General features: G+C 64.1%; 21 protein-coding genes, 2 tRNA genes, 1 other RNA gene and 3 pseudogenes. 11 read left to right on the top strand and 16 right to left on the bottom strand.

Features of this window, described 5'->3' with window-relative positions; translation table 11 throughout:
• Positions 1-175: 175 nt before the first annotated feature.
• Entirely contained in the window at positions 176-1,255 is a 1,080-nt protein-coding gene (locus QK290_RS12000) for a LacI family DNA-binding transcriptional regulator (protein WP_282330868.1), read from the top strand.
• Positions 1,256-1,352: 97 nt separating this feature from the next.
• Positions 1,353-1,609: pseudogene (locus tag QK290_RS12005) on the top strand (hypothetical protein); the annotation flags it as partial.
• A 24-nt stretch (positions 1,610-1,633) separates the two neighbouring features.
• On the opposite strand, the gene map reads toward QK290_RS12005, so the two are convergent.
• Positions 1,634-2,401 carry a type I methionyl aminopeptidase gene (gene map / locus QK290_RS12010; protein WP_282330869.1) on the bottom strand — a complete coding sequence of 256 codons (768 nt, stop codon included), beginning with the start codon at positions 2,399-2,401 and terminating at the stop codon, positions 1,634-1,636.
• 214 nt (positions 2,402-2,615) lie between these two features.
• Here map and QK290_RS12015 point away from each other — a divergent pair.
• Positions 2,616-2,753: pseudogene (locus tag QK290_RS12015) on the top strand (DNA alkylation repair protein); the annotation flags it as partial.
• A 38-nt stretch (positions 2,754-2,791) separates the two neighbouring features.
• Here QK290_RS12015 and mptB read toward each other — a convergent pair.
• Entirely contained in the window at positions 2,792-4,348 is a 1,557-nt protein-coding gene (gene mptB, locus QK290_RS12020) for a polyprenol phosphomannose-dependent alpha 1,6 mannosyltransferase MptB (RefSeq protein WP_282330870.1), read from the bottom strand.
• 162 nt (positions 4,349-4,510) lie between these two features.
• On the opposite strand from mptB, the gene orn reads away from it, so the two are divergent.
• The 3 genes from orn to def all read left to right on the top strand — a co-directional run bounded on the left by orn (position 4,511) and on the right by def (position 6,029).
• Complete coding sequence (gene orn / locus QK290_RS12025) at positions 4,511-5,140, top strand: oligoribonuclease (protein ID WP_282330871.1); 630 nt, start codon at positions 4,511-4,513, stop codon at positions 5,138-5,140.
• Between the two features lie 127 nt (positions 5,141-5,267).
• Positions 5,268-5,340, top strand: a tRNA-His gene (locus QK290_RS12030).
• 116 nt (positions 5,341-5,456) lie between these two features.
• The gene (def, locus tag QK290_RS12035; protein WP_282330872.1) at positions 5,457-6,029 is read left to right on the top strand and encodes a peptide deformylase; all 573 of its coding nucleotides are present in this window, start codon (positions 5,457-5,459) and stop codon (positions 6,027-6,029) included.
• A gap of 9 nt (positions 6,030-6,038) precedes the next feature.
• On the opposite strand, the gene QK290_RS12040 is transcribed toward def, so the two are convergent.
• The 4 genes from QK290_RS12040 to rnpB form a co-directional block, all read right to left on the bottom strand.
• Positions 6,039-6,836 (bottom strand): HNH endonuclease family protein, encoded by a 798-nt coding sequence (locus QK290_RS12040; protein ID WP_282330873.1) that lies wholly within the window; start codon positions 6,834-6,836, stop codon positions 6,039-6,041.
• A gap of 125 nt (positions 6,837-6,961) precedes the next feature.
• Positions 6,962-7,165 (bottom strand): hypothetical protein, encoded by a 204-nt coding sequence (locus QK290_RS12045; protein WP_282330874.1) that lies wholly within the window; start codon positions 7,163-7,165, stop codon positions 6,962-6,964.
• 78 nt (positions 7,166-7,243) lie between these two features.
• Positions 7,244-8,722 (bottom strand): glyceraldehyde-3-phosphate dehydrogenase, encoded by a 1,479-nt coding sequence (locus QK290_RS12050; RefSeq protein ID WP_282330875.1) that lies wholly within the window; start codon positions 8,720-8,722, stop codon positions 7,244-7,246.
• A gap of 268 nt (positions 8,723-8,990) precedes the next feature.
• Positions 8,991-9,377: RNase P RNA component class A (gene rnpB, locus QK290_RS12055), an RNA gene on the bottom strand.
• Positions 9,378-9,434: 57 nt separating this feature from the next.
• Here rnpB and QK290_RS12060 point away from each other — a divergent pair.
• The gene (locus tag QK290_RS12060; RefSeq protein WP_282330876.1) at positions 9,435-10,241 is read left to right on the top strand and encodes a peroxide stress protein YaaA; all 807 of its coding nucleotides are present in this window, start codon (positions 9,435-9,437) and stop codon (positions 10,239-10,241) included.
• Positions 10,242-10,259: 18 nt separating this feature from the next.
• On the opposite strand, the gene QK290_RS12065 is transcribed toward QK290_RS12060, so the two are convergent.
• Complete coding sequence (locus QK290_RS12065; RefSeq protein ID WP_282330877.1) at positions 10,260-11,015, bottom strand: C4-type zinc ribbon domain-containing protein; 756 nt, start codon at positions 11,013-11,015, stop codon at positions 10,260-10,262.
• 173 nt (positions 11,016-11,188) lie between these two features.
• The gene (locus QK290_RS12070) at positions 11,189-12,103 is read right to left on the bottom strand and encodes a Nif3-like dinuclear metal center hexameric protein (protein WP_282330878.1); all 915 of its coding nucleotides are present in this window, start codon (positions 12,101-12,103) and stop codon (positions 11,189-11,191) included.
• A 99-nt stretch (positions 12,104-12,202) separates the two neighbouring features.
• Here QK290_RS12070 and msrA point away from each other — a divergent pair, with 99 nt between their 5' ends.
• From msrA to epsC, 3 genes are all read left to right on the top strand, one after another.
• A complete protein-coding gene (gene msrA / locus QK290_RS12075; RefSeq protein ID WP_185260802.1) occupies positions 12,203-12,727 on the top strand; it encodes a peptide-methionine (S)-S-oxide reductase MsrA in 525 nt (174 codons plus the stop codon).
• 65 nt (positions 12,728-12,792) lie between these two features.
• Positions 12,793-13,728: a cysteine synthase A gene (cysK, locus tag QK290_RS12080; RefSeq protein WP_282330879.1), complete on the top strand. Its 936-nt coding sequence runs from the start codon at positions 12,793-12,795 to the stop codon at positions 13,726-13,728.
• 39 nt (positions 13,729-13,767) lie between these two features.
• Positions 13,768-14,352 carry a serine O-acetyltransferase EpsC gene (gene epsC / locus QK290_RS12085; protein WP_282330880.1) on the top strand — a complete coding sequence of 195 codons (585 nt, stop codon included), beginning with the start codon at positions 13,768-13,770 and terminating at the stop codon, positions 14,350-14,352.
• Positions 14,353-14,367: 15 nt separating this feature from the next.
• On the opposite strand, the gene QK290_RS12090 is transcribed toward epsC, so the two are convergent.
• On the bottom strand, positions 14,368-15,201 hold the full coding sequence (locus tag QK290_RS12090; RefSeq protein ID WP_282330881.1) for an oxidoreductase: 834 nt from the start codon (positions 15,199-15,201) through the stop codon (positions 14,368-14,370).
• A gap of 121 nt (positions 15,202-15,322) precedes the next feature.
• Positions 15,323-16,759 carry an NADP-dependent phosphogluconate dehydrogenase gene (gene gndA, locus QK290_RS12095; protein WP_282330882.1) on the bottom strand — a complete coding sequence of 479 codons (1,437 nt, stop codon included), beginning with the start codon at positions 16,757-16,759 and terminating at the stop codon, positions 15,323-15,325.
• A 172-nt stretch (positions 16,760-16,931) separates the two neighbouring features.
• Here gndA and QK290_RS12100 point away from each other — a divergent pair, with 172 nt between their 5' ends.
• Positions 16,932-17,660: an FCD domain-containing protein gene (locus QK290_RS12100; RefSeq protein WP_056340687.1), complete on the top strand. Its 729-nt coding sequence runs from the start codon at positions 16,932-16,934 to the stop codon at positions 17,658-17,660.
• Positions 17,661-17,821: 161 nt separating this feature from the next.
• Here the strand turns inward: QK290_RS12100 and QK290_RS18655 are convergent.
• The 6 genes and pseudogenes from QK290_RS18655 to QK290_RS12135 form a co-directional block, all read right to left on the bottom strand.
• A pseudogene (locus QK290_RS18655) lies at positions 17,822-18,402 on the bottom strand (IclR family transcriptional regulator C-terminal domain-containing protein); the annotation flags it as partial.
• A 300-nt stretch (positions 18,403-18,702) separates the two neighbouring features.
• Positions 18,703-18,993, bottom strand: a complete 291-nt coding sequence (locus QK290_RS12115; RefSeq protein ID WP_185260812.1) for a hypothetical protein — start codon at positions 18,991-18,993, stop codon at positions 18,703-18,705.
• Between the two features lie 231 nt (positions 18,994-19,224).
• Positions 19,225-19,300, bottom strand: a tRNA-Val gene (locus tag QK290_RS12120).
• Between the two features lie 94 nt (positions 19,301-19,394).
• The gene (locus QK290_RS12125) at positions 19,395-20,321 is read right to left on the bottom strand and encodes an NAD-dependent protein deacetylase (protein ID WP_282330885.1); all 927 of its coding nucleotides are present in this window, start codon (positions 20,319-20,321) and stop codon (positions 19,395-19,397) included.
• Positions 20,322-20,327: 6 nt separating this feature from the next.
• The gene (locus QK290_RS12130) at positions 20,328-20,822 is read right to left on the bottom strand and encodes a peroxiredoxin (RefSeq protein ID WP_282330886.1); all 495 of its coding nucleotides are present in this window, start codon (positions 20,820-20,822) and stop codon (positions 20,328-20,330) included.
• Positions 20,819-21,238 carry a DUF3052 domain-containing protein gene (locus QK290_RS12135; protein WP_282330887.1) on the bottom strand — a complete coding sequence of 140 codons (420 nt, stop codon included), beginning with the start codon at positions 21,236-21,238 and terminating at the stop codon, positions 20,819-20,821. The genes QK290_RS12130 and QK290_RS12135 overlap by 4 nt, the downstream gene beginning before the upstream one ends.
• Positions 21,239-21,712 lie beyond the last annotated feature (474 nt).

A 21,712-nucleotide genomic window follows, 5' to 3' on the forward strand; every position in this document is an offset into this window, starting at 1 on the left:
GTCCTCCACGGTGAGTGAGCAGTGTTACTCAAGCGGTATTGGGAAAGCGCATTCCCACTGCGTCCATCATGCACCGCTCCCCTTCGGGTTGGCAAGCGCTTTCCCTGACTATCTTCGAACTGCCATACTGAAGTCGGCGCCTATAGCGCTGAAGTACGTACGAACAGGAGAAGCTGTGGCTGCCAGTACCCTCACCGAGGTGGCCCGTTTGGCGGGCGTTTCGCCGGCCACGGCCTCTCGCGTGCTGAACGGCTCCGCCCGGATACCCGGCAAGGATATTGCCGTCCGTGTGCGCCAGGCCGCCGAATCCCTGGGCTACATTCCCAACGCCCAGGCCCAGGGACTGGCGAAGTCCAGCTCCGGACTGATCGGGCTGATCGTGCACGACATCGCCGATCCCTACTTTTCCGCCATAGCCCGCGGCGTCCAGGAAGCCGCGAGGGAACAGCACAAGATGGTGCTGTTGGCCACCACCGAAGGCGCTCCGGAAAGCGAGAAGGAAGCCGTGGGTGCCTTCGCGGCTCGCCGCGCCGATTCCATCGTGATCGCAGGTTCGAGGACTTCCCGCGTCGAGGACCGGGACGGCAACGCTGAACTGGCCGCGGAACTGGACCGTTACTGCCGCAATGGCGGCCACGTGGGCGTGATCGGCCACGGGATTGTGGGCGCCACGGCAGCAGACGGCTACCACGTGGTGAGTGTGCCCAATGAGGAGTTGGCGGCGCAGCTTGCCACCGAGCTGGCGGCGTCGCGGGAAGACTTCGTCATCATCGGCGGCCCGGAAGGGCTGTTCACCTCCGACGACCGGATCCGAGGGTTCCAGCGTGGCCTCGCCGTCGCAGGCCTGCCAGCCGCGGATGTCATCCGCACGGACTTCAACCGTGCCGGCGGCTTCGAGGCCGGCCTCGCCCTGGCTGCACGGATCACAGCGTCCCAACCCCGGACCGAGACAAAACGGCTCTGCATCTTTGCCGTCAACGATGTTATGGCCATCGGGGCCGCCGCCGCGCTGCGCTCCCAGGGACTGCGGGTCCCGCGCGACGCCGCCGTTGCCGGTTTCGACGATATTGAGACTCTGCGCGATTTCCGGCCGGCCCTCTCCACAGTGCACCTTTCCCTGGAGGAGATCGGACGGCAGGCCGCCAGCAGGGCAGCCGGCCCGTCCGCCGACGATGCCGGATCGCCCCCGATAACCGGCCAGGTCATACTCCGGCGCAGCACCGAAGTGGCACACCCGAGCAGCGCCGAGTCATGAGGCACCGCTGGAGGAGGGCAAGGAGGCCCTTCTGGCGATCCGCGAAGGCGCTTTTGGCCTGGCGGCGGACAGGACGCGGGCGTCCTGGGCTTCTCGGCCGCCGGCCTTTGTGTGGCACCCTGCCGATGATGCGGCGGTGCCCGTCCGTCACAGCCTTTCTTACGCGGGGGCGTTGATGCGCGCGGGCGTTGATGCGCGCGGGCGTTGATGCGCGCGGGCGTGCCGGCCGAACTCCACGTTTTTCCGCAGGACCGCCACGGCCTCGGGCTGGCCCGGGAGCTGCCGGGACCGGATCAATGGACATCGCTGTGTGCGGCCTTGCTGGACAGGATGGGATGGACCGCTGAGGACTGAACTGTCTGCCTGAGCCGTCGGCAGTTACGGAAGCGTGAGGATCACCGGGCCATCAGCAGTGATGGCCACCGTGTGCTCGCTGTGGGCAGCCCTGCGGCCGTTTGCTGAACGCAGCGTCCATTCGTCGTCGTCGTGGTAGTAGTCGTCCTTGCGGCCCAGGATCAGCATGGGCTCGATGGCGATGACCAGCCCCTCGGTGAGCTTGATGCCTCGTCCCGGCCTGCCGTCGTTGGGCACAGGCGGTTCGGCGTGCATGGTGCGGCCGATGCCATGGCCGCCGTGATCAGCCAGCATACCGTAGCCCGCCCGTCGCGCGGCGCCGCCGATCGCGTAGGCAAGATCGCCCATTTTGTTGCCGATCCGGGCGGCTTCAATCCCGCGCGCCAGGGCGGCGTCCGTCGCATCGATGAGGGCCTGGTCCACAGGATCGGGTGTTCCCACGATGAAGCTGATGGCCGCATCGCCGCACCAGCCCTGCAGGAATGCTCCGCAATCCACGCTGAGCAGATCACCGTCCTGGAGTGTGTACCCGTCGGGAATCCCGTGAACCACGGCGTCATTCACGCTGGTACAGATCACTCCGGGAAACGGGACTGAGGCCCACCGCGGGTGGTAGTTCAGGAAGGCCGGCGTGGCTCCCGCCGTGGCTATGGTCTCTGCGGCCAGGGTATCGAGCTCACGCAGGGTGACACCCACTCCGGCTGCCGCACGCACGGCCGCGAGAGTGGTTGCCACCACCCGCCCGGCGTCGCGCATGAGGGCAATCTGCTCGGGAGTCTTGATCATGGACATGTAGGAAACCTCCGACGTCGGGTGGCACGGCCCAAGGGAGCGTGCAGTTTAGCTGGTCCCACTCTAGGTCCGTCCAGCCTGGAACGGACCGGCCGGCATGTCACCGGCCCCTCGCTAAAGTTGCACCACGGACGGAATATCGCCGCATGGGGAAACGCTGGACAAGGCACCTTCGGACACGGAGACTCCGAACCGCGAGTTGGTGGTCACAGTGCGCGAGGAGCGCTATGCGGCCATCGACCTGACCGGCCTCCGGTTGGTGGCTCGTGACCAGCTGATGCTCCCTGTCTATGAGGAGATCATCCGCACCGGCGCGTGGTGGGACTTCGTGGATGGGGTGTCGGATCGTATCGGCGGGCTTCCGGCGCCGGAGAACGGTGCCTGCGGAGACTAGATGACGGGGCGTTCGGTCACCGGCTCGGCCGACTTCCGGAAAAGCCGTTTGGTGTCCGGATCCATGAAGATCAGGTACATGGCAAAGACCAGGCCCGTTATCGCGGCCGCGAAGCGGGCCAGGACGAGGGCAAGTCCCAGATCCTCCGTCTGGAGGTAGGGAAATACCTCCAGCTGATCGGAAATGGCGTAGATCATGAAGAACGACACGATGAAGTACAGGGCTTTGACCTGCCAGTCGTTGCGGATGCCTGTCACCGCAAACAGCGGGATGAGCCACACCACGTACCATGACTGGATCATCGGGGCCAGCACCACAATGGCCGCAAAGGCCAAGGTGAGGCGGCGGATCAGGCGGTTATGCTCACCCTTGAAGATCTGGAAGGCGACGACGCCTACGGCAAGTAGTTTGCCGGCGTCGAACACCCAGTCTGCGAGCGTCCACCCATCAAGGCCGAAGGCATTCGAAACTGAAGCGACCATCAACCCCACGAGTCCCACCGGCGCGTACCAGATGAAGAGGCTTCCGGGGGCCGATAGCCCGTTGATCCAACCGAAACCGAACCCATTGACCAGGCTCAGGCCATACAGAATGGCCAGGCTAAGCCCTCCCGTCAGTCCCCAGAACATGAATTTCCGCGGCCAGCCGGCGTTCTTGCCTGCCCAGATCAGGCCGATGAACGGCAGGAAAACGATGGTGATGGGCTTGACGGCGATGGAAAGGGTGACCAGGACTATACCCAGCACCACGCGTCTGGTGGCCGCGTAATACAGTCCGGCGAGGGCCAATCCGATCATGAGGGCATCGTTGTGGACGCTGGCGATGAAGTTGGTGAGGAACAACGGGTTGGCGGCGGTGAGCCACACTGCGCGGTGCGGGTTGACGCCGTGAAGCTCGGCCAGCTTGGGCACATAGATAACGCAGAGGACCACGCCGAACAGCGCAATAAGCCTGAAAAGCATCACGCTGGCCTCGGGCTGGACGTTGGTGGACCAGACCACAAACTGCTCAATCCACAGGAATAGCTGGCCGTACGGCACGGGAGCTTCAGTCCACAGTTTGTCGGCGCCAAGCTGGAAATAGTTGGACAGCGCCGAGATGCCGTTTTCGTAAGGGTTGAATCCCTCCACCATCAGCCGGCCCTGACCAATGTAGGCGTACACGTCGCGGCTGAAAAGCGGGACAGTGAACATCAACGGCAGGCCCCATGCTGCGATGGCCTGCAGCGTTGCCCTTCGCGCGGCCGGCCCCCACACGCGGATCCGTTGGCCAAGCCTCAGCCAGGAGCGGACCAGGAGCATGCCGCCCACCGCGACCAGCACGATGGCCAGGGCAACGCCGATGGCCTCCGTGCGCATCCAGATAAAGATCGGTACCCGGCGGAGTTCGGAAACGGGGGCCAGCCAGCCGACGCCGAGGGATCCGAGCACCATCAGGACCGAGCCGACAAGACCGGCAAGGATGGGGGACCTTGCGTTATCCACTTCTGCCTCTGCGGGCTTCAGGATCACGCTGGCGGCCATCTCCCCCGTTGCAGGCACAGGCGCCGTCATCTCAGGATCGTCCAATCTCTTTACACTTGGCACTCCAACCCCGCGGGCGGCAGTGGCAGCCCGGGTTGCGCAGGCACAGCACAGCGGCAAAACCCTCGCCCCCATGTAATCGAAATCCTAGCATCGGACGGTTGCGCCGGAGCCAAACGGTAGGCTGGTCCGGTGCCTATATCTAACGAACGCATCGTCTGGATCGACTGCGAAATGACCGGCCTGGACATCAAGAACGACGCCCTGATCGAGGTGGCGGCGCTGGTGACGGACTCAGAGCTCAACATTCTCGGGGACGGTGTGGACGTGGTGATCAAGCCCGAGGACGCTGCCCTCGCCCAGATGAACGACTTCGTCAGGGACATGCATACCCGGTCCGGGCTGCTGAAGGAACTGCCGCACGGCAAGACCATGGCCGAGGCCGAAGCCACCGTGATGGAATACATCGAAAAGTGGGTGCCGGATCCGCGCAAGGCACCGCTGGGCGGCAATTCCGTGGGGACAGACCGCGTCTTCCTCTCCCGCGACATGCCGGCCATCGTGGAGCACCTCCACTACCGCGTGATCGATGTGAGCACCATCAAGGAACTCTCCCGCCGCTGGTTCGCCCGGGCTTACTTCCAATCCCCCGCCAAGAGGGGCGGCCACCGCGCCCTGGGGGACATCCAGGATTCCATCGACGAGCTCCGCTACTACCGCGAGGCGGTTTTTGTTCCGGCTCCCGGACCTGACAGCGACTCCGCCCGCAAAGTCGCCCAGCGCATCACTGCCACGCCCGGCACAGGTACCCCAAAAGAGTAATCTGCACCACATTCGGGGGAATTTTCTGTAAAAACCCAAAAAGTGGCACAAGCCGCCTCCGACAGCAGGTAAGCTATTTGAGTTGCCTTTCCAGAGCACCGGATGACCGGGAATCTGCGGGCACATGGTGGGCTTAGCTCAGTTGGCAGAGCGCCTGGTTGTGGTCCAGGAGGTCGCGGGTTCAACCCCCGTAGCTCACCCTCATAGGGCGGCAGTAACTGCCGTTCAGTGGAGGCCGTACCGGATATCCGGTACGGCCTCCACTTTTTTTGCATAAACGCCGGCGTCACGCCGCACGCACGAAGGGCCGCCTGAGATGACAGTTCTGCCAATCACCGTCTGGGGAGAACCGGTGCTGCACCAGCGCGCCGCTGAGGTGGAGGTGTTCGACGACGGGCTGCGCGCCCTGATCGCGGACATGTTTGAAACCAACGAGGCTGCCAACGGCGTGGGCCTGGCGGCGCCGCAGGTTGGTGTTGGCAAGAGAATTTTCGTTTACAAGTACGCCAATGACGACGGCGCCCCGCCCATCGGAGTCCTGGTTAACCCGGTGCTGACCCTGTCCAAGATCTCTGGCGCACTGCCGGACCCCGAGGAAGAGGAAGAGGGTTGCCTCTCCTTCCCCGGCGGCGCCTACCCGCTCAAGCGTGCGGAGTGGGCGCGGGTGGAAGGCTTTGACGGCTACGGGCAGCCCGTTGAGTTCGAAGCCACGGGATGGTTCGCCCGGGTGCTCCAGCACGAGTACGACCACCTCGACGGAAAGCTTTACGTCAACCGGCTGATGGACCGCTATGCACGGAAGGCCATGAAACTGGCCAGGAAGAGCGGCTGGGGCGTGCCCGGGCTGACCTGGATGCCCGGCGTGGATCCGGACCCGTTCGGCCACTGAACCGACGCATTACCGGGCGCTGATGGTTGGCTGGTCCGGGCACGAGTCCAGGACGCGCTTCATCGCATCCTTCTCCGGCTGCGTAACCCACAGTTTATAGGACGCCTTCACCGAGATCTGGCGGGCAACATAGTGGCAGCGGAAGTTCTTGTTCTTCGGCAGCCAGGTAGCAGCGTCGCTTGCGCTCTTCTGCTGGTTGGCGGGACCGTCCGCGGCGATGAGGTTCAGCGGATCGTTGGCCAGGCTCTGGCGCTGCTGCGGGGTCAGCGCTTGTGCGCCTTTCTGCCACGCGTCTCCGAGTGCCACAACGTGGTCGATCTGGATTTCCTTGCTGCTTTCCGGACCGCGCCGGAATTCCACAGCTTTCCCCGTGTACGGCTCCTGGATGGCACCCGACGCTACCCTGCATTTGGACCCCTCTGTGAAGCCCACGGCGGTCAGGTCCCTGCGAAGGATGTCGTTGCGGGTGTCGCAGCCGTTCCGGTCCACGTCCAGCCAGGCCTGCCCGAAGGCCTCCCGCTGGTAGTTGTCCTTGGGAGCCCTGCCCTTGACGGGCAGCCCCTCGAGGGCGTCCCGGGCACTCCCCTGCGGTACGGCCTGGACCGGCACCACGGGCTTCATCCAGGTCCCGTCGAAAACGGGCGCCTCGCTGGGCCCTGCAATGGCTGGTTCCGCCGCGGCGAACTGGCCCGCAGTGAAAAACCATCCTGCGGAGCCGACTGCAGCCAGAGCCAGCACAGCCAGCAGGGCCCAGGCCTGCCTCGAGCGGCGGCGGGCGCTGCGGTAGGCACGCCAGCTGACGGTCATCGGTAACCAACTCTTCCGGAAATGTAACGCACCAGAAAAGCCTAGGTCACCCCACCGACACCCAAGCAGTTATCCACAACGGGGAGGAGAAGTGGACCGGGCATACCGCCCACTACTGAGACCGGCTACTGCTCCCGGGCTACACGGCGCAGGTCTTCTTCGGCAACCTGGAGGAGCCCTTCGAGCTGCCGCACCCGGTCGTCACCTACATCGCCGGAAGTCCGGGACCCGCGCGCCTGGTCCAGGAGCCTGATGGCTTCTTTGCGGTTGGCCTTGGCGACGTCGAGGGCGTGTTCAAGGCTGGTCTCGTGGAGAGTTTCGTTATCCATGCCCCCAGTGTGGTCCCGATTCCCGGCTGATTCCAGCGCATCAGCCGGGAATGTCGGGCAGCCAGCCCGGCGAACGGCCTAGACCGCGATTGCGGCCAAGGCCGCAGCGGCTTCCTTGGCCGGGAACGCCGGCGGGTTGACCCCTGCCATCTCTTCCATGACCCGGACCACCTGGCAGCTGTAACCGAACTCGTTGTCGTACCAGACGTAAAGAATGACGTTTTTGTCGTTGGAGATGGTGGCCAGGCCGTCCACGATGCCGGCACGGCGGGAGCCAACAAAGTCCGTGGAAACAACCTCGGGCGAATCGATGTAGTCAATCTGCTTGCGGAGGTCCGAATGCAGGGACATCTGGCGCAGATAATCGTTCACCTCATCCTTGGTGGTGCCGTTTTCCAGGCTCAGGTTCAGGATGGCCAGCGAGACGTCCGGCGTGGGGACGCGGATTGAGCTGCCGGAAAGCTTGCCCTGGAGTTCGGGCAGGGCCTTCGCTACTGCGGTGGCGGCACCGGTTTCGGTGATGACCATGTTCAGCGCGGCGGAGCGGCCGCGGCGGTCGCCGTTGTGGAAGTTGTCGATCAGGTTCTGGTCGTTGGTGAAGGAGTGGACGGTTTCCACGTGGCCGTGGATCACGCCGAACTTGTCGTTGATGGCCTTCAGGACCGGGGTGATGGCGTTCGTGGTGCAGGACGCTGCCGACACGATTTGGTCCGTGTCCTCGATGCTGCCGTGGTTAATGCCGTGAACGATGTTCTTCAGCGCGCCCTTGCCCGGAGCCGTCAGGAGAACCCGGGCAACGCCCTTGCTCTGCAGGTGCTGGGACAGGCCTTCGGCATCACGCCAGCGGCCGGTGTTGTCCACCACCAGGGCGTTGTGGATGCCGTAGGCGGTGTAGTCGATCGTGGCAGGATTATCCGAGTAGATGACCTGGATCTGCACACCGTTGGCGGTGATGGTGTTGACAGCCTCATCCACCCGGATGGTTCCCTCGAAGGAACCGTGGACCGAGTCGCGGCGCAGGAGGCTGGCGCGCTTGGCGAGGTCCTTGTCCGAGCCGCGGCGCACCACGATGGCGCGCAGGCGCAGGCCGTGGCCGCCACCGGCCTTTTCGATCAGGAGGCGCGCCAGGAGCCGGCCGATCCGGCCAAAGCCGTAAAGCACGACGTCGGTGCTGGTCCGGTCATCGCCACCGCGCTTGCCCACGACGTCGGCAAGCTCGGCACGGAGGAACTCTTCCAGGGTGGCGCCGTCGCCTTCTGCCTTGAACTTCTCTGCCAGGCGGGCGACGTCGATAGCCGCCGCACCCAGCTCCAGCTGAGCCAGGATGTTCAGCAGCGGTGCGGTCTCTTCGAGCAGGAGCTCGGTGTTACTCATGCGGCGGGCAAAACGGTGCGCCTTGAGGATGTTCATGGTGGACTTGTTGATCAGGCTCCGGCCATGAATGCTGGTGACCACGTTGTTTTCGCGGTACAGCCGGCCAATCACCGGAATCATGGCCTCGGCGAGAGCCTCCCGGCCCATCCACGTATCAAGACAAGAATCTGACGTCTGGCTCACAGAACTACCTTCCTCGGTTCAGCCGCATACGTCGTCGTAAGCGGTTGGCGGCCACCTGATGTTGTCCAGGGGCTCTGGCACCGGCAGGATGCGGTCCATCCCGGGTGCCGTGGAGAAGCGTAAAGAAAAGCCACCGGGTGCGAACGCAGACCCGGCGGCAGAACTTCTACGTTCGCTCTCCATTCTAGGCTGGAGCAGACCCGCGGACCGCCGCCACCGGCGTGAAATCACTCACATGCGGGGCGGGTCCGTGCCCGGCGGGAGGTGTTGGATGGGTTGACCTATACGCCGGGTTCTGTGCTCCCGTACCGTTACCAGCGCGGAAGTAGCGGCCATCCATCTACGGACGCCGTTGCCGACGCCCTCCAGCGGCCTACCCGGACACTCGGGCGGGCAGCCCTCAAACGTGTCCTGTCTGGCCTTGCTCCGGGTGGGGTTTACCTAGCCTTCCCGGTCACCCGGGAAGCTGGTGGTCTCTTACACCACCGTTTCACCCTTACCTGCTGAGCTTCCGTTGCCGGAAGACGCAGGCGGTCTGTTCTCTGTGGCACTGGCCTGCGGGTTACCCCGAGTGGGCGTTACCCACCACCCTGCCCTGCGGAGCCCGGACGTTCCTCGAGCCACTTGTGTGACGCGCGGCCGCCTGGTCAACCCATCCGCAGCCCAGTCTACCGCCGGCAGGAGGCCACGCTGTCGCCGGTAAGATCGTACGGTGCTGATTCTGCTTCCCCCCTCCGAAGGCAAGACCCCCGCAGTCCGCGGGTCCGCCGTCGATTGGCCGTCACTGAGCTTCCCCGAACTCAACACCTATCGGGCCAAAGTCCTGGAGGCGCTGGGGACTGTCAGCGCACATGAGGATGCCCTCGCGCTGCTGGGCGTCGGCGCATCGCTGCAGGACGACGTCGAACGCAACACCCGGCTCCACGCCGAACCGGCCGCCCCGGCACACCAGATCTATTCCGGCGTTCTGTACGACGCCCTCGGCTACAAAACCCTGACGCCGGCGCAGCGGCGGAAGGCCGATGTATCTGTGCTGGTCATCTCGGCGCTGTGGGGCGCCATCCGCTTCGCGGACAGTGTACCCGCCTACCGGCTGTCGATGGGAACGGCACTGCCCGACGTCGGCCGCCTCGCCTCGTTCTGGAAGCCTCAGATTTCGGCGGCCCTCGCGGAGGCTGCGTCCGGGCATCTGCTCGTGGACTGCCGCTCCAGCACCTATGCCGCCGCCTGGGCACCGCCGCCCGCCCAGACGGTGGCCGTCAACGTTTTCACGGAGGTCAGGGGCGTGCGCAAGGTGGTCAGCCACTTCGCCAAGCACACCCGCGGCGAGGTGGCGCGGCACCTGCTGGCCCGCCGCGGCAATGCCCCGCTGACCCCGGGGCAGCTACTGAAGGCCACGCGCGAAAAATGGGACGCCGAGCTGGTGGATGGTTCAGTGCGCAAACCGCATGCCCTGAACATCATCCTGCCCAACCAGGTGCCACAAACAGTCGTTCCGAGCGTTCACGACGCCAATTAGAGCGCCCTGCATCGGCTGCTAGTTAGCTGGGGCTGGAGTGTTCCACTCGGCGGAGCGCACCAGGATGGCACCCGAATCGGGGCAGAACACAATGTCGTCGTCGGAGGCGGCCTTGATCTCGGCGAGGTCCCCGGGACTCAGCTTCATGCCGGAGGCCTCAGAGGTTCCGTGGAACAACCGGGCGGCGCCCACGCCCCGCTTTGCCAGCGTCTTTTCGTAGATAGCCAGCATCCCGGCGTCGAGTCCTTCAGCGAACGCGGCGCGCTTGCCGCGGACAACGGTCGCTTCAGCGGCCACTTCGGCCAGGGCTTCGTCGAGTTCGGCGCGGATGCCGCCGAAGGAGCCCTGGACGTTGTCCACGATGAGCTGCTGGGCAGCCTGACGCTCGCGCAGCGAATCCAGCCGTTCCAGGACTTCCAGCTCCACGTCTTCAAGGTCGGAGCGGCGCTTGTTGAGGGAGGCGATGTCCTTCTGCAGGGCCACAAGGTCCTTTGACAGCCCCGTGCCGCTGTTGAGCCGGGCTTCGTCGCGTGCGATGCGGGTGGCAACCTGCTCGACATCGGCCTCGGCGCGCTTCAGCTCGGCTTCGGCGTCATGCACGGCCATCTTGGCGGAGCCGAGTTCACCGTTGGCGACGGACAGTGCCGATTGGAGGTCCTCGATCCGGGGATCGGTTTCCAGGGCACGGCGGCGGTTGGACAGGGACTTGAGTTTTGCGTCCAGCCCTTGCAGTTCGAGCAACTTCAACTGTTCCGCCGGTGCTGCCTTGGCCACTATTTACCTCCGCTAAATCCAATCCGGCCGAAGCCGGGCACCGTATCGGCGCTTTATAGACTCTAGCGCCTGGCGTGCTCCCCTGCCTCGCTAGGTCCCCACCGGCTCCCACACCTCGCTGCGCTCGGAGTGGGTCCCTCGCCGGTGTGGTCCCAGCACGGATTCGCCCACGCTTAGCCCGAAGTCAGAATGAAGTCCCACGGATCGCTGTTGGTGGTGCTTACCTGGATATCGACGTCGTGGCCCTGATCGGCAAGCACATTGCCCAGCGCCGACGCCGCAGCGGGCAGCCACAGCCATTCGCTGGCAAAGTGCGAAACGTCAATCAGGTAGGGCCGGCCGTTCACGGCCGCTTCACGGGCTTCGGACGCCGGATGGTGGCGGAGGTCAGCGGTGACATAGACGTCGGCGTTGTTGGCCCGCACCTCGTTGAACAACGAATCCCCCGCGCCCCCGCACACCGCAATGCGCCGCACCAGCCCGTCCTTGTCCCCGGACACACGGACTCCGCCGGCCACCGCTGGCAGGATGCCGAACACCCGGGCCGCGAAATCGCCCAGGCTCATCACGTCCGCCAGATCACCCACACGTCCAATGCCTTCCTCGGGCAGTCCGTTCGCGGCCACCGTCAGCGGGACAACGCCCTCGAGTCCCAGCGCATCGGCCAGGACGTCGGAAACGCCCCCGACGGCGGAATCACCGTTGGTATGGACGGTCAGCAGCGCGGTTCCGGACTCGATGAGGCGGTGGATAGCCTGCCCTTTGGCAGTGGTGGCCGCCACGGACGTGACGCCTTTGAGGAGCAACGGGTGGTGGGTGATCAGGAGCTCGGCACCCCATTCCACGGCTTCCTCGATTACCGTAAGCGTGGGATCAACGGCGAACATCACCCTTGTCACGGGCGATGACGGGTGCCCGGCCACCAGCCCCACTTCGTCCCAGTTTTCGGCCAGCGACTCGGGCCAGAGTTCCTCGACCGCCAGCAGCACCTGCGCCAGCGTGGGAGCAGCCGGACCAGCGCCCGCCCCGGCAAGGGTGCCGTCGTCGAGCTTGTCCGCATCTGTAACGCCGATGTCTGCAGGTTCCATAGTCTCAGTTTTACCCCATGGAGCCATCTGGCTCGCATGTGTCACAGTCTCGTAAGGTGGTCAGGGAATCATCTGGCGCGCTCAACCATTGAAGAGGTCATGAAAACTTTTGTTCTCGGCGGGGGCTGCTTCTGGTGCCTCGACGCCGTCTACCAAATAACCAAAGGCGTCACGTCGGTGATTTCCGGATACACGGGCGGCCATGACCCCCAGCCGGACTACTACTCCGTCTGTGGCGGGACCACTGGCCACGCTGAAGTCGTGGCGGTCACTTTCGACGAATCCGTCATCCCGGCTGAGGTCATCCTGGACATGTTCTTCGCGCTGCACGATCCCACAACGCTCAATCGCCAGGGGTACGACGTGGGCACGCAGTACCGCTCGTCTATGTTCTATGAGACCACCGAAGAAAAGATCCTGTTCGAGGAGGCGATCGACCGGAACCAGGCTCTCTGGTCCCATCCGATCGTTACGGAGGTCAGCCGGCTCCCCCGCTTCCATGTCGCGGAGGACTTTCACCAGGACTACTACGCCAAGTATCCCGAGCAGGGATACTGCCAGGTGATCATCAATCCCAAACTCGCCAAGGCCAGGAAATATTACTCTGCGTGGCTTAATGCTTAGCAGCGCCCGCTCAGCCATCGTTAGGCTGACCTCAGCATTCACACTTGAGAGATAGGCATATCTACATGGCACGGATCTATGACGATGTAACGCAGTTGGTCGGCGGCACTCCGCTGGTCCGCCTGAACCGGTTGACCGAGGGACTGGGCGCGACCGTGGCGGTCAAGCTTGAGTTCTACAACCCGGCCAACAGCGTCAAGGACCGCATCGGAGTGGCCATCGTTGACGCCGCCGAGAAGTCGGGCGCCCTCAAGCCCGGCGGCACCATCGTTGAAGGCACCTCCGGCAATACCGGCATCGCCCTTGCCATGGTGGGTGCGGCCCGCGGTTACAAGGTCATCCTGACCATGCCTGAGACCATGTCCACCGAACGCCGCGTTATGCTCCGGGCATTCGGCGCCGAGATTGTCCTGACCCCGGGTTCCGAGGGCATGCGCGGCGCCGTGGAAAAGGCCCAGGAAATCGTGGCCAACACGGAAAACTCCATCTGGGCCCAGCAGTTCGCCAACGAGGCCAACCCTGAGATCCACCGCACCACCACTGCCGAGGAAATCTGGTCCGACACCGATGGCAAGGTGGATATCTTCGTCGCCGGCATCGGCACCGGCGGAACCGTCACCGGCGTCGGCCAGGTCCTGAAGGAGCGCAATCCTGAGGTCCAGATTGTCGCCATCGAACCGAAGGACTCCGCCATCCTGAACGGCGGCGCTCCCGGGCCGCACAAGATCCAGGGCATCGGCGCGAACTTCATCCCGGAAATCCTGGACACCAACGTCTACGACGAAGTCCTGGATGCCACCCTGGAGGACTCCGTCCGGGTCGCCCGTGAACTCGGCGTCAAAGAAGGCATCCTCGGCGGCATCTCCTCCGGCGCCATCGTCTGGGGCGCCCTGGAACTGGCCAAGCGTCCGGAGAATGCCGGCAAGCTGATCGTCGCGATTGTCTGCGACTTCGGTGAGCGTTACATCTCCACCGTGCTCTATGACGACATCCGCGGCTGATCAGCCCGTTGTCGCCCCGTTTCCTGTAGAAAGAACTTTGTGGGCTTTTTCGCAAGACTGAAGGAAGACCTCGACGCCGCCCGGTCACACGACCCGGCGGCTCGAGGCTCTTTTGAGAACTTTTTCGCCTATTCCGGGCTGCATGCCATCTGGATCCACCGGCTGACGCACCATATGTGGCAAACTCCGGAATTGAGGTTCCCGGCGCGGCTGGTGTCGCAGCTGGGCCGCTTCCTGACCGGAATCGAGATCCATCCCGGCGCAACGATCGGCCGGCGCTTCTTCATCGACCACGGTATGGGTGTGGTCATTGGCGAAACCGCCGAAATCGGCGAAGACGTGATGATTTATCATGGCGTCACGCTGGGCGGCCGCTCGCTGGCCAAGGTCAAGCGCCATCCCACCATCGAGGACCGGGTCACCATCGGCGCCGGAGCCAAGGTCCTGGGCCCCATCACCATAGGCCGGGACAGCGCCGTGGGCGCCAACGCCGTGGTTGTCAAGGACGCGCCGCCGGAATCGATTGTGACCGGTGTGCCGGCCAAGTGGCGCCACCGTGATGCCCAGCGCGAAACCAAGCCCGCCGTGGATCCGGCCGAGTACGACATTGAATACCGGATCTGATCCGTCAATGCAGCCCTACCGGGCAACACGCTTCAGGACTGCCGTGACCACCGCATCATAGAGCCGGTCCGGCAGGACGCGCCGCAGGCCCAGAATGGCGGCCGCTCCCTTGCCCACCGGGTACCGGGTGCGGGGACGGGTTGCCGTGGCAGCGTGCAGGACAGCCGCCGCAATCACCACCGGCTGCGTGGACGTTTCTGGCCTGTCCGTGGACGCCAGGACATCCGCCATGTGCCGTGCCTGTGCAGCATAGGGCCCCTCGCCGCTGCTGGACAGCAGCCCGTCAGCGGAAATCCGGCCCCACTCGCTGAGCGTACTTGCGGGTTCGATGATGGCTACCTCGATGCCGTGCGGCTTGAGTTCGAGCCGCAGCGCATCGCTCATGCCCTCAACGGCGAACTTCGTGGCGTGGTACCAGGCGCCAAGGGGTTCGTAGAATTTTCCGCCGATGGACGAGACGTTGATGATCCTGCCCCGTCCCGCACTCCGCATGGCCGGCAGAACCAGCTGCGTCATCCTGGCGAGGCCAAAGACGTTCACCTCAAATTGGCGCCGGCCCTCGGCCAGGTCCACCTGTTCCAGCGCCCCGTAAGACCCGTAGCCGGCGTTGTTGACCAGGACATCAATCCGCCCGCGCTCTTCCAGGACACGGCCGACGGCGGCACGCATCGAATCATCGTCCGTCACGTCCAGTGCCAGGACCTGGACGCCCAGCGCCTTCAGCGGCTCCATCCTGCCCACCCGGCGGGCGCCGGCATAGACAATGAACCCGTGGCTGCTGAGCTTCTTCGCCGTCTCGAAGCCGATACCCGTGGATGCTCCCGTAACTAGTGCGACTGGCTTGGGCATTCTGACTCCTTGGATGGAAGGACACCACAACTGCCGGAAACGCCAACGGCCGGCAGCTCCCAGAATATCCGGGAACTGCCGGCCGCAGGGTTTGCAGCCTGATGCAATCAGAGCGTGGCGACTAGTGCGTGTCCACCGCTTCAATTTCGGACTTGTCCTCGCCCCACAGGGTGTGGAACGTGCCCTCGGAGTCGACACGGCCGTAGGTGTGCGCGCCGAAGAGGTCACGCTGGCCCTGGATCACTGCGGCCGGCAGGCGCTTGCGGCGCAGGCCGTCGTAGTAGGCCAGTGACGAGGAGAAGACCGGCACGGGGATGCCGAGCTGGACGGCGGTGGAGACCACACGGCGCCATGCCGGCAGCACATCGGCGATGGCCTTCGTGAACGCCGGGGCGAACAGCAGGTTGGCCGGCTTGTCTTCTGCGGCGTAGGCCTTGGTGATTTCCTTGAGCAGTTCGGCACGGATGATGCAGCCGCCGCGCCACAGCGAAGCGATCTCGTCCAGCTTGAGGTCCCAGCCGTATTCCTTGGCTGCTGAGGTCAGCATGTCCAGGCCCTGGGCGTAGGAAACCAGCTTGGACGCGTAGAGCGCCTGGCGGACGTCCTCAACAAAGGTGTCCGGAACGTCGACGGCGATTTCCTCGCCGGCGAGCAGTTCCTGGGCGATCTTGCGCTGCTCGGTCTGCGATGACAGGGCGCGGGCGAAGACCGACTCGGCGATCCCCGACGTCGGGGAGCCCAGCTCCAGCGCGGAGATGACCGTCCAGCGTCCGGTGCCCTTCTGGCCGGCGGCATCCACCACGACGTCCACAAACGGCTTGCCGGTGCGGGTGTCAACGTGGCCCAGGACCTCGGCGGAGATTTCGATGAGGAATGAGGCGAGTTCGCCCTTGTTCCATTCTTCGAAGATTTTTGCCTGGTCGGCGGGCTCGAGGCCGGCGCCGGAGCGGAGGAGATCGAAGGCTTCGCCGATGACCTGCATGTCGGCGTATTCGATGCCATTGTGGACCATCTTGACGAAGTGGCCGGCGCCGTCGGTGCCGATCCAGGCGCAGCAGGGCTTGCCGTCCACGTGCGCGGCGATCTTTTCGAGCAGCGGACCGAGGGCGTCGTAGGACTCCTTGGAACCACCGGGCATGATGGACGGGCCGTTCAGGGCTCCTTCCTCACCGCCGGAGACGCCGATGCCGACGAAGTGCAGGTCCTTCTTCGCCAGCGCGGCTTCGCGGCGGCGGGTGTCCTCGTAGTGGGAGTTTCCGGCGTCGATGATGATGTCGCCGGCTTCCAGGAGAGGTTCAAGCTGCTCGATGACCGAGTCAACCGGCTTGCCGGCCTTGACCATGATCAGGACGCGGCGGGGCTTCTCCAGGGAGTCAACAAGCTCCTGCAACGTTTCGGTGCGGACGAAGTCGCCGTCCGTGCCGTGCTTTGCGAGCAGCGCGTCAGTCTTTTCGACCGACCTGTTGTGCAGGGCAACGGTGAAGCCGTTGCGGGCCAAGTTGCGGGCCAGGTTGGCGCCCATCACCGCAAGGCCGGTGACACCGATGTGTGCAGACATCAAAACTCCAATTTCGTTGTGCAATGGATGTGCAGATGGCTCCGCGTTCGCTGCGAAGCACGCTGTCACGAACCGATGGATCCTAATAAAGCATATATATTCAATCGGCTTGAGGGAAGTGGTGCCCACTTTGTGGGACGTGGCCAGTCAATCCCAGTTTAGGCTTGAGTCCATGTCGACCAGCCTGCACCACCGTGCCATTGAGAACCTTGGCACCCGGATCATCACGGGCGAGCTGCCGACCGGACACATCATGCTGGCCGAGCACCTTGAGGAAGAGCTGAAGGTTTCGCGGTCCGTGGTCCGCGAAGCCGTGCGGGTTCTGCAGTCCCTGGGCCTCGTGGAAACCACCAAGCGGGTAGGCATCCGCGTGCTGCCGCCGAGCCGCTGGAACCCCTTCGACTCCCAGGTCATCCGCTGGCGGCTGTCCAGCGACGCCCGCGGCGCCCAGCTGCGGTCACTGATCGAACTGCGTTCCGCCGTCGAGCCCGCCGCGGCCGAGCTGGCAGCGAACAATGCCCCGGCGCAGCTGCGGCGGGAACTGGTGGACATCGCCCACGCGCTGCGCGACGCCGGCCACTCCGGGGACGCGCAGAAGTTCCTGGAGCTGGACATCGCTTTTCATTCGGTCCTGCTTTCCGGCTCGGGCAACGAAATGTTTGCCAACCTGATGGGGCAGGTGGCAGAGACCCTGACGGGACGCACAGTCCACGGATTGATGCCGGACCACCCCCACGAGGGGGCGCTCCAGTGGCACGTCGATCTGGCCGAAGCGGTCGCCGCCGGGGACGCCGCCACAGCCCGGGACGCGTCCGAACAGATCATGCGCCGCACCACCTCCCGGCTGTCCGGAACCTGGACGGACCAGCCCCGGGTGTTTATCCCGGTCCGCCGGAACTGACCTCACCCGGAACCAGCCAGAGACCGCCATAGTCTTGCATTTCGCACGCCGTTTTCCCGCCTCTAAAGTTTCTGTTCCTCAACAGTCAGAAACCTAGGTGGAGAGCGGCGTGCGGCCGTTAAGGCTCGCTCAAAACACCCACGGAAGAGTCAGGAGAGCCCGGAATATGTGGCCTTAAGGGCCGTGACTGACAACCCAAGGCTCGGGCCGTAGGCGCCGCGCGTAGGCACCGATACAGCCAGGCAAACTACTCCCGTAGTAGATTCCTCGTCCTCGAACGGGTAGCCCTGCTCCCGGATGGTGGTCAGCTGCGCCTTCAACTCGGCTCCGGTGCGGAGGGACTTTGGGGTCAGGACCGGAAGTTCGGCGTCATCGGAAAACATGGCTTCGACGTCGTGGTCGTGAAGGCGGGCAATCAGGGCCTTGCCCACGGCACTTAGGGACACCGGCATCTTGTCGCCGATGTTAGACGTCAGGCGGACCGCCGAATGGCCCTCGTAGCGGGCCAGATAGATGACATTAAGTCCGTCCAGCATGGCGTGCGTACGGTCTCCCCGGAAAGGGTCGGCGCCTGTTCGCAGAACCGGTAGAACTCCTGCACTTCGTCAAGCCGGCTCAGATATGCCGCGCCGAGTTCCACGAGCTTGCGGTCCAGCGTGAATTCGGCGCCTTGGCGGCTGATCAGCCTGGCTTCCTCCAACGCCAGCAACAGGTTGGAGGTGGACGACTTGGGGATTCCCAGACCCTCGGAGGAGCCGGGGGGTGCGGGAATCGGCCATGATTCTCCTTCGATCGGCACCAGGGCGCTTCGCATAGATGCGTTCGTTCTGGTGAACAGTAACCATCACAGTGGTTTGGCGGTGTTGCAGGGCGCGGGAAAAGGTTACGTCCGACACGCCAAGAACCACGTTTCGCATGGCATTTGTTTGTTTCAGGAAGTTCACGGTATATTCATTGCAGACCCTCCACCGCGGCATCCCCCAATAGTCGCGGTGGAGGGTTTTCCAATGCCCAACTGTTCTCTGGGCATCTGCCGCCGGATTCAGGCGACGTCCACCACGGCCTCCCTCAGCCTCCAGCCCCCACCGAGTCCGTCGCGCTCCAGCACCATGGTGGTCAGCGCGGAATGCGGATTGTGGCCCAGCCGCACCTGGACCTGCAACACCTCGACATCGACACGGCCCAGCCCCTTGGGCATACGGCGCTGCGCCTCCCACCAGCTCACACGTTCAAACCATCTCACCGCATCGGCCCCGACGGCCCATTCCCTGCCGTTGCTGACCACCGCCGTCGGGCTGCCGTCCTGGGCCGTCTTCACCACCACGTATTCCATAGCAGGAACACTAGGGACAGCCACCGACAATTAATGCGCCCTGGCTGGTTCGCGGGCAGTCCCGCAACCGGATCGTGCGTGTGCCCGAACCACCCGGGCTCGAGGAGGTGGTGGAGGAAGCCGGTGCGCTCCGCTGCCCTGCCTGTCTGCGGAGCCCAGTATGGAAGCCGGCGCAGGGCAACAAAAACCCCGCCATTCCCGGCCAATCTGGCCAGGAACAACGGGGTTTGATGGTGGGTCCTACCGGGATCGAACCGATGACATCCACGGTGTAAACGTGGCGCTCTACCAGCTGAGCTAAAGACCCGAACTGCCGGTCTTCTCGCCTCAGCGCGTCAACCAACGAACATGAACTCTACCTGACGGGCAGGACGAAAAGCCAATCGACGAATCTGTCCCCGTCAGGGGTCAAGATCGGGGAGTTCGGCGGCGAGCCAAGTCAGCGCCTCGCTGACGCCTGCGTGGAGCTTGATGGTGGCGTATTGGTCGCCCCGCGTATCGCCCCTGTTGATGATCACGACCGGCGTGCCCTCCTTCGCCGCGTGGCGGACGAACCGCAGTCCGCTCATCACGGTCAGCGATGACCCGGCAACAAGCAATGCCCCTGCAGCGTCCACCATCGCGTACGCGGCTTCTGCGCGGTCCTTGGGCACGTTCTCGCCGAAGTAGACAAAGTCAGGCTTGAGCATCCCGCCACAGGCGGGGCAGGCAGCGACCACAAAACTGCTGATCAGCGCCGAGTCATCAACTGTGGCGTCGGCGTCGGGCGCCATTTCCACCGGGCCGGACGTGGTGGCGCGTGCCAGGAAGCCGGGATTAAGTTCTTCGAGGACCCCCGCCAGCAGGTGACGCGTGAATGTGTGCTGACACGCCAGACAAACCACCCGGTCATAACGTCCGTGGAGGTCAATGACATTCCGGCTGCCGGCATCTTCATGGAGCCGGTCCACGTTCTGCGTGATCAATCCGGTGAGCAGGCCCCGCCGCTCCAGTTCTGCGGCCGCACGATGTCCGGGGTTTGGTTCCGCGTGCCGCAACTTGGACCAACCGATGTGGTTCCGTGCCCAGTAGCGCTGGCGGCTGGCACCCTCGCGTACAAATTCCTGGTAGGTCATGGGCGAACGTGGCACGGCGTCCGGCCCCCGGTAATCCGGAATGCCCGAATCGGTGCTCAGCCCTGCGCCGGTGAGCAGCGCCAGCCGTTTGCCGGACAACAGCTCCCGGACGCGTTCCAGTCCTTGAAGATCCGTACTGGACAGCGCAGCAGGGTCAGCGGCCGGCAGGCTGGCGAAGCCCGTCAGGCCGATGCCGTGCCGCTGCTGGTCCATGCGGCGTCAGCTCTGTTCCAGGCCTGCCAGAGCATCCTGGTAGTCTGCGAGCTCGCGGGCCTGGCCACGCGGATTCACCACAACGTAGCGGATTGTTCCGGTTGCATCGATGATGAACGTCCCGCGCCCGGCCATGCCGCTCTCCGGGTCGAAGACACCGTAGGCGGAGGCGACGGCGCCGTGCGGCCAGAAGTCGGCCAGGAGATCAAAGCCGTAGCTTTCCTTCTCGGCATAGGCCCGCAGGCTGAACTTGCTGTCCACGGACACTGCCAGGACCGTGGCCCGGGCATCCTCGAACGCTCTCAGGTTGTCACGGATTTCACAGAGTTCACCGGTGCAGACACCCGAAAATGCAAACGGATAAAACACCAGCACAACGTTCTGCCCCCGGAAAGAGGACAGCCGGACAGGTTCTCCGAACTGGTTCACCAGCTCAAAGTCCGGGGCAGGTGCCCCCACCGCCGGAACAGTCTGGCCGACTACGGCAAGACCTGTCGTCACTTGTTCTTCCGGCTGACCAGGCGGGTGGCGCTCCAGTCCTTCGACACACCTGCAGAGGTGGTGAGGTGCAGACCTGCGGTGGGCGCCGCTTCCTGGATCTCCGCCGGCGACACGTACCCGGCGCGCCCGGACTTTGGCGTCAACACCCAGACAACCCCGTTTTCACTCAGGGTGGTCAGCGAATCCATGAGGGTATCGATCAGATCCCCGTCGCCGTCCCGCCACCAGAAAATGACGGCGTCAACAACGTCGTGGTCGTCCTCGTCCAGGAGTTCGGACCCTGTCAGGTCCTCAATATCGTCACGTAAGTCGAAATCGACGTCGTCGTCGTAACCGAACTCCTGAATCAGATCCCCATTTTTGAAACCCAATTTTTCCGCCACATTTACCGAAGTGGCGGCGTCGGCCTCGCTCACGTGTTCCTCCAATGCCTAATACATGCAGTGCGCATAGTGATTTCCATTACTCCCAGCCAACACCTTTTGTGCCCGCGCTTCAAGCTGCCACCACCGCGATCCGCCATATTCTGCATCACATCCGGCGCCGTCAGCCTGCGTTGCAGCGGCTTTCGTCACACAACCAGTATGACGGCGAAATACAACAGGGACGCCACAGACGCGGCTACGCATCGCGCTGGAGTCACAGCTAGAGTGGCTGGTGACAACTATGCCTGCGGGGCGACCGCCTGGAACTCAATGGCAGACATAGGCGTGATAGGACCCTGCCCGGCGCACATGACCGGGCTGTTGTAACCGATACGTCGCACACGTCGCATTCATGCCGGACAGCTACCCTGCCCGGCATGTGGCGCCGATGCATGCGCGCAAAGAGAGGTTGGACGTGGCTGCAGGAGAAGAGACCTCCCATATCCTCAGCGGGTTGACAAACCA

The organism is Pseudarthrobacter sp. AL07 (assembly GCF_029960665.1).
GTDB lineage: Bacteria > Actinomycetota > Actinomycetes > Actinomycetales > Micrococcaceae > Arthrobacter.